The organism is Bacteroidota bacterium, assembly GCA_039714315.1.
Classification (GTDB): domain Bacteria; phylum Bacteroidota; class Bacteroidia; order Flavobacteriales; family JADGDT01; genus JADGDT01.
Genome location: JBDLJM010000148.1, coordinates 1 through 7,419 on the forward strand (window position 1 = coordinate 1; position 7,419 = coordinate 7,419).

The window sequence follows — 7,419 nt, forward strand, 5'->3', positions numbered from 1 at the left end:
GCCTCTAATGTTGCCCCGGTAGTAATAACGTCATCTATTAGTACGATATGCTTTCCCTCAAACAGCTCAGGCTGATTTAAATTAAAGATCTCTTCAACATTTTTCCATCTGGCAAACCTGCTTTTCTTAGTCTGCGTTTCACTCTGACTAATCCTTACCAGATTATTTTTAGAGTACTCTGCTCCTAATTCCTCAGCAAAAGCCCTGCCGAAAGTATCTACCTGATTATATCCGCGCTTTTTTTCTTTCCTTCGGTGAAGTGGTACGGCAACAACATAATCTACATCCTGAAGTTTAGAATTATCATTGAGAACTTTGCCAAACCAGTTTCCCAACTCTACACCAATATCCTGATGACCTTTGTACTTTAAATTATGAATCAAATTTTGGGTTAAACCATTCTTATTAAAGAATAAGAAAGAACTTGCGAACTCAATTTTAGTTCTTCCATAAAATATTTTCTCTATTTGATTATCAGCACTTAAATGAAAATTTGTCTGTGGCAGTTTATGCCTACACTCTGTACATATAATTTTCTCACCTGTATTTAAGGGACTATTGCACGACTTGCATAATTTAGGATAAAATAGCTCAAAAAATGACGAAAATACATTCATATTTGCTTAATTAATTTGCTTGATGTTAAGTTTGAGTTAGTTTTGCATACGATACAAGAATTCAAATATTTATACGTTTACTTCGTATATCTACTAAATTTAATAAAATAGTAATAATGACTGAAGAAATAAATAAGGAAAATGCCAAGCCGGCGCAAAATACGCCTGAAAAAGCAGAAAAAGACCATAAATTAAAAACTTTGGTTTGGATGTTTGGAGTGCTGCTGATAGCTGCAATTGCATATATTATTTACGCATACAGCGACCATAAGGAAGTTCAGGAATTCCTTACCCAGGAAAAACTGGAAGTAGAAGGAGAACTTGCCAAAATGGAACACCAGTACGAAGGCTTGAAACTCGACAATGATACCCTTAACACCAAACTCGTAGCCCAGCAAGAAAGAATATCAGGACTTCGCGACTCAGTTAGTCAAATGAAAGCCTCTGTTTCTCTGTTGCGTAAGTACAAGAGGTTGATTAAAACCATGAAAGAAGAGAAACGTCAACTATTCCTTTTGGCCGATTCTCTTGATAGAATGAACCAGGTTCTTGTTGCCCAAAGAGATTCAGCTGAATTTAAACTTCAGGAACAAACTATAATGTCTGAAAAGCTTGCTGATCAAAACCTAATACTTGCTCAGGAAGTTGAAAAGGGAGCAATTATCGATGTTATCAACTTAAGAGCAGAAGGAGTTAAACTTAGTAGCACCGGAAAAGTAAGTTCTACCTCAAGAGCTCGAAGAACCGACAAAGTAAGAGTTTGTATGACTCTGGGAAGAAATAAACTGACTAAAATAGGAGAAAAAACTATTTATATTAGAGTTGCTACTCCTAACGATCTTCTTTTAGGAACATCTACAGGGGGAGATAAATCATTCACCGTTGATGGAGAAAAAATGAATTACAGCGCTAAATCTAATATTTACTACGAACAGGAAGCCTTAGACGTTTGTGTGTTTGCAGATGGTTTAGAAGACGAATTCGTGAAAGGTGTATACCTTGTTGCTGTTTATGTTGACGGAAGCTTCATAGGTGAAACTCAAATGAACTTGAAGTAAAAAACTTCTTCTTTATAAATTACAAGGTCCGGGGTTATTCCCGGACTTTTTTGTTTTTGGCACTGGGGCACACAAATTAAAAATCGTATAACTTGACAAGTTTACCTGTTAATGGATTTGTAATCTCAATGGAATAAATTGTTCATGTAGCTGATATAGATGCCTTATTTCTTAATAGTATTCCTTTATTTAACCACCAAGTTGCGCAAAGTAATGCGCTAAGTTTCGCAACGCGAAATTATTAATATCATGGATACTAATATCTTCTAATGAAAGCTCATTTTTTGAGCTTATCACTGTGTAATCTTAATTAATTCACGTGTGTCTAATTTTGTGTTCACGAATGCCTTGCAATAGCGAAGCTCTGCGCACCGTGTCTCGGCTTAGCCGATGATAATTTAGCGGTTATAAAAACAGGACTTCTTCTTTATAAAATTACAAGGTCCGGGGTTATTCCCGGACTTTTTTGTTTTTATACCAATTCATTACATCAAAGGTTTATTATATTTTCCGGATCAACGTCATTTTCTGGGGGAGAGTAAAACCTAGGATAATTTACTTTTGCCTTGGAATTAATTTTAATCCCCAGATTTTTGGGTTGATCCTATTTTTCCTATTTTTGATCTATGGATATACTCTTAATAATTATTGGTTCCCTCTTTATTTTAATCGGCATACTTGGATGCTTTTTACCGGTACTTCCCGGACCACCACTAAGCTGGATAGGTATTTTACTCTTGTATTTTACAGAGGGTAGCGGTATATCATCTACATTTTTATTTACCTGGCTTGCAATTGCCGCTTTTGTTACGGCTCTGGACTATATAATTCCAATTTGGGGCACAAAAAAGCTGGGAGGATCAAAGATGGGAGTCAGGGGGTCTATGATAGGATTGTTAATTGGCTTATTCTTCCCTCCTATCGGTATAATTGTCGGACCGTTTTTAGGTGCACTGGTTGCCGAACTGATTCACGATGCATACGATACCAGAAAAGCGTTTAAATCGGCATTCGGATCCTTTTTGGGCTTTATTTTAGGTACCGGACTAAAGCTGGGAGTATCATTAACACTCGCATGGTATTTTACGTTCGATATTATAGAACGATTCAGCTAAATTTCGATACTTCCCTATTTCGCCAAACGTAATCAAACAACATTAAAATAAATATTGATCCTACTACCAAAGTAGCCATAAAAGGAATATGGAATGTTGGAGCTTTAAGATTCTTAAAACTATTTGATATTAATGAAAAATAATAGTCTAGTATAGGTGAATTCTGTTCAATAAAAGATCCGGAACTTAAAACAACTAAAGATATTACTCCTAATAAGCTTCCATAAAGTAACCAAAATTTAGAGAATAAAGCAGGAGCAGGTTTAGGTGCTACAATTTTATCCATAACCTTATCGGTAAATCCATCCGGAGCCTTATTCAATTCTATTTTATCAATAAATTCTAAAAACTCCTCTTCTCGTATATTATCTTTTCTTCCCATAACTTTCCTCCCTTATTATTATATTTCATGAAATAATTCACCTGAAACACTCAGTAATTCGTATAGCTTCTTCCTGCTGCGAAAAAGTTTTACTTTTACATTTGATTCACTCAGTTTCATTATTTCTGCTATTTCCTTCATCTTTCTATCCTCAAAATAAAATAGGTTAATTATTTTTCCTCCCTCCACATCTAATTTAGATATAGCATCATGTACAACCATTTCTTTCTCATTTTTCAACAGCTGTTCAAACGGAGTCTTTTGATTATCATCCCTAACCTGAAATAACTTTTCGTCAATTCCAAAAGTATTTAAATTCTTTTTCCTCAACCTGGACAAACTCAGATTATATACAATCCTGTACAACCATGTAGAAAAAGCAGAATCTCCTCTAAAGGAATCTATCTTTTCATAAGCCTTAACAAAAGCATCCATCGATAACTCCTCGGCATCCTCATGGTTTTTCACTAACTTTAAGGCTATAGAATATACCATATCCTTATAATTATCAACCAAAACCCTATAAGATTCCGAGTCTCCTTTTCTGACTTTTTCTATAAATATATTTTCGTTCTTTAGCTCCACTAAACTTATTTGTAACTGAGTTCATTTTTCCCGTTGAACTGAGGTTATTAGCTTTAGACGCTAATATTATTTTGAAAGTTACAACATATAAAATAAATCTTGGATCAAGTCTATTTTCCGGGAATTATAATTTATAACAAAGTGCCCGGTAAAATGAAATAAATAAGGATTCTTTTGCCCCCTTCTACTCCGCTCAGTTCCTGAACCTGTCGAAGGACGGGCATACTTTTCACTTTTTTCTTTCCTGCCTGACTGAGTCACGAAGGCAGGTATCTTTTTACTTCCCTGCCTGACTGAGTCACGCAGGCAGGTATCTTTCTTCTTTTATCTTTTATCTTTTTTCTTTTATCTCTCATCTTTTGTAACCTTCTCAGAAAAACAGGCGTCAAATGAATTGAACAAAAAATATATCATTATGTTAGCAGAAATATTAATACCTATTACCTTTTTTGCCTCTGTGGTAGGAATATTATACATGTACTTCACTACACGACATAAAGAACGTATGTCAATGCTGGAAAAAGGAGCTGATCCCACATTATTTCAGACAAAACCTCAGTCCACATCCTTTATACTGAAATTTGGGATGTTGATGGTAGGTGTTTCAATCGGAATTATAACGGGATGGAAATTAGCAGGAAGCGAAGATGAAATGGAAATAATTATGCCGGCAACTATCTTCCTCTTTGGCGGAGCCGCTTTGGTAGCGACCTACTTTTTAGAAAGACACCTGAAAAGTAAAGATGAAACCAACGTAAGTGATTCAGCGAGCTAAAAATAAAAGACAGGACCAATCTTATACCAAATACATTTAATCTACTTAATAAAAAAAACTCTATTCCGATTAGAGTTTTTTTTATGCCTGAAAAAAACAAAACCCTGTTGTTTTATACCCCGTGTCAAGCCAAATATCAGCCTATGAAACGTACAAAATACACTTTCCTGCAAAATAACAACCTAAAACCCCAAAGAACAAAAAACACAACACACCGAAACAACAAGAGTACAATTACCTATACCTTTATTATAAAATGAAACTGAAAACACCTGACAACAATCATGTTAAAAAAGCAATTTATTGAAGTCCTATAGTATTGAGAGTAAAATAAAACATGTAACTTCGCAGAGTATTTTATACTAAATACATAACTAATAATATTTAAACAATACTTGACTTTATATAAATAAATTATGAACGTTAAAGAGTTAATGAACGGTCTGGAGGCCAAGCACCCAGGTGAGAAAGAATACTTACAAGCTGTTCACGAAGTATTAGAGTCTATTGAGGATGTATATAACGAAAATCCTCAGTATGAGGCGGCTAAAGTAATAGAACGCCTTGTTGAACCTGATAGAATTTTAACTTTTAAAGTTTCCTGGGTTGATGATAACGGAGATGTACATGTTAACCTTGGATATAGAGTTCAATTCAACAACTCAATTGGACCATACAAAGGCGGATTGCGTTTTCACCCGTCAGTAAACCTTTCAATTCTTAAATTCCTAGGATTTGAGCAAATTTTCAAGAATGCACTTACAACTCTTCCAATGGGAGGTGGTAAAGGTGGCTCTGACTTCGATCCTAAAGGAAAATCTGATGCAGAGATCATGCGTTTTGCTCAGGCATTTATGTTGGAATTGTGGCACCTGATAGGCCCTGAAACAGATGTTCCTGCAGGAGATATTGGTGTTGGAGGACGTGAAATCGGATTCCTTTACGGAATGTACAAGAAACTTGCCCGTGAGCACACAGGAGTATTAACAGGTAAAGGTCTTAACTGGGGAGGTTCGTTGATTCGTCCTGAGGCTACAGGCTTTGGTAATGTTTACTTTGCACAGGAAATGCTTGCTACAAAAGGCGAAACTTTCAAAGGTAAAGTTGTTGCTATTTCAGGATTTGGTAATGTTGCATGGGGTGCAGCTACAAAAGTTACCGAATTAGGAGGAAAAGTGGTTACTATTTCGGGTCCTGACGGATACATTTACGATCCTAAAGGTTTAGATGCCGAAAAAATTGAATACATGTTAGAGCTTAGAGCTTCAAACAACGATGTTGTTGCTCCTTATGCTGAAGAATTCCCGGAAGCTACTTTTTATGCAGGTCAAAAACCTTGGGAGCAAAAGGTAGATATAGCTCTTCCTTGTGCTACACAAAATGAGCTTAACGGAGATGACGCTAAGAAATTAGTTGCTAACGGATGTATTTGTGTTGGAGAAGGTGCGAACATGCCTTCTACAGAAGAAGCAATTAGCGTATTCCACGAAAATAAAATTTTATTCTCGCCGGGTAAAGCTTCTAATGCCGGTGGTGTTGGGGTTTCAGGTCTTGAAATGACACAAAACTCTAATAAACTTAACTGGACAAAAGAAGAAGTTGATGCTAAATTGCACCAAATAATGAAGGATATTCACGCTGCTTGTGTTAAGCACGGAACTGTTGAAGGAGGTTATGTTGACTACGTTAAAGGAGCAAACATTGCCGGATTCCTGAAAGTTGCCGACTCAATGCTTGATCAGGGAGTTATTTAGAAAATAAACCTAACCAAAATCTATGCTAAATAGTGAAAGCCGTCTCTTTTTTGGAGACGGTTTTTTTATTTCGGCGTTAGCGGCAAGCAAAACGAACACGTGCTTAAGTAAAGATAACAACACGTGTTAAAATAAAAATTCATATATTTGCACGTAGAAAGACAAATTTAATAACACGTATATGAATACTAAACTCACATTAACAATAGAAGAATCACTAATTGAAAAGGCTAAAACATATGCTAAGGGAAAAGGCAGAAGTTTATCAGACCTTATTGAAAATTATCTTAAAGTAGTTATCAAAGAAGAAAATATTTCGGTAGATAAAAACACTCCAATTACAAACTCATTGAAAGGCTCTTTTAATATGCCTAAAGACTATGATTACAAGAAAAATATTTCGGACAGACTAACTGAAAAATACTTGTAACATGAAAAGTATACTTATTGATACAGATATTATTCTAGATTTCTTCTTTGACAGAGAACCTTTTTCTGAAAATGCAGCAGAAATATTTTCTCTATGTGAGTCTAAAACTATAAAAGGATATATAACTCCTGTTATTATTAGCAATACATATTACCTGTTAAGAAAAATAGCTTCTCATGATAAAGTTTTAGAAAAATTAAATCAACTTCTGTTAATAACAAATGTTCTAATAATGGACAGAGAAGTTGTTATTAATGCAATAAATTCAAAATTTAAAGACTTTGAAGATGCATTACAAAATTATTCAGCAATTAAACATGGAAAAATTGAAGCTATAATTACTAGAAATATAAAAGACTATAAAAATAGTGACATTGGTATATTTACTCCTGAAACTTACTTGAAACTTGAGAAAGCCTGCCGCTAACAAAGGGTCATACGTAATTCGGGCAGATTGTGCCAACTTGAAAGTTTTGGCTCTGTGCTAAATTGAAAGTTCGTGCTTTGAAAATGCCCGTACTACGCATACCCATGAACGATAATAATAACTGAAGTATCCCATGTCTTTTTTTTCGCTATTTCCGGCTCTCCGATTGGTAATCTCCGGATCAAGTCCATTTTCTGGGGAGTCTTAAAAAATCAGGCATAAAGTTTACATAATCTGAACAAGAAAAATAGGATATCTTTCACTCCTCTAAATTGC

9 protein-coding genes are annotated in these 7,419 nt (G+C 35.1%); 6 read left to right on the forward strand and 3 right to left on the reverse strand.

Translation table 11 applies throughout. The annotated features are described in order from the left end of the window. Positions 1-383 (reverse strand): phosphoribosyltransferase family protein (locus ABFR62_12020; GenBank protein ID MEN8139148.1); only part of this gene is annotated, 383 nt, incomplete at its 3' end. A gap of 350 nt (positions 384-733) precedes the next feature. Here ABFR62_12020 and ABFR62_12025 point away from each other — a divergent pair. Both ABFR62_12025 and ABFR62_12030 read left to right on the forward strand, forming a co-directional pair. Beyond that, positions 734-1,675 carry a hypothetical protein gene (locus tag ABFR62_12025; protein ID MEN8139149.1) on the forward strand — a complete coding sequence of 314 codons (942 nt, stop codon included), beginning with the start codon at positions 734-736 and terminating at the stop codon, positions 1,673-1,675. Between the two features lie 626 nt (positions 1,676-2,301). Next, positions 2,302-2,790 (forward strand): DUF456 domain-containing protein, encoded by a 489-nt coding sequence (locus ABFR62_12030; protein MEN8139150.1) that lies wholly within the window; start codon positions 2,302-2,304, stop codon positions 2,788-2,790. On the opposite strand, the gene ABFR62_12035 is transcribed toward ABFR62_12030, so the two are convergent. Then, on the reverse strand, positions 2,783-3,172 hold the full coding sequence (locus ABFR62_12035) for a hypothetical protein (protein ID MEN8139151.1): 390 nt from the start codon (positions 3,170-3,172) through the stop codon (positions 2,783-2,785). The two genes, ABFR62_12030 and ABFR62_12035, sit on opposite strands and share 8 nt — an antisense overlap. Before the next feature lie 18 nt (positions 3,173-3,190). Continuing rightward, positions 3,191-3,757 (reverse strand): sigma-70 family RNA polymerase sigma factor, encoded by a 567-nt coding sequence (locus ABFR62_12040; protein MEN8139152.1) that lies wholly within the window; start codon positions 3,755-3,757, stop codon positions 3,191-3,193. A gap of 415 nt (positions 3,758-4,172) precedes the next feature. Here ABFR62_12040 and ABFR62_12045 point away from each other — a divergent pair, with 415 nt between their 5' ends. From ABFR62_12045 to ABFR62_12060, 4 genes are all read left to right on the forward strand, one after another. Beyond that, positions 4,173-4,532 (forward strand): DUF6249 domain-containing protein, encoded by a 360-nt coding sequence (locus ABFR62_12045; protein MEN8139153.1) that lies wholly within the window; start codon positions 4,173-4,175, stop codon positions 4,530-4,532. A gap of 416 nt (positions 4,533-4,948) precedes the next feature. Next, positions 4,949-6,286 carry an NADP-specific glutamate dehydrogenase gene (gene gdhA, locus ABFR62_12050; protein ID MEN8139154.1) on the forward strand — a complete coding sequence of 446 codons (1,338 nt, stop codon included), beginning with the start codon at positions 4,949-4,951 and terminating at the stop codon, positions 6,284-6,286. Between the two features lie 181 nt (positions 6,287-6,467). Beyond that, positions 6,468-6,716, forward strand: coding sequence for a DUF6364 family protein (locus ABFR62_12055; GenBank protein MEN8139155.1), 249 nt, complete (start codon positions 6,468-6,470; stop codon positions 6,714-6,716). A gap of 1 nt (position 6,717) precedes the next feature. After that, the gene (locus ABFR62_12060) at positions 6,718-7,143 is read left to right on the forward strand and encodes a PIN domain-containing protein (protein MEN8139156.1); all 426 of its coding nucleotides are present in this window, start codon (positions 6,718-6,720) and stop codon (positions 7,141-7,143) included. Positions 7,144-7,419 lie beyond the last annotated feature (276 nt).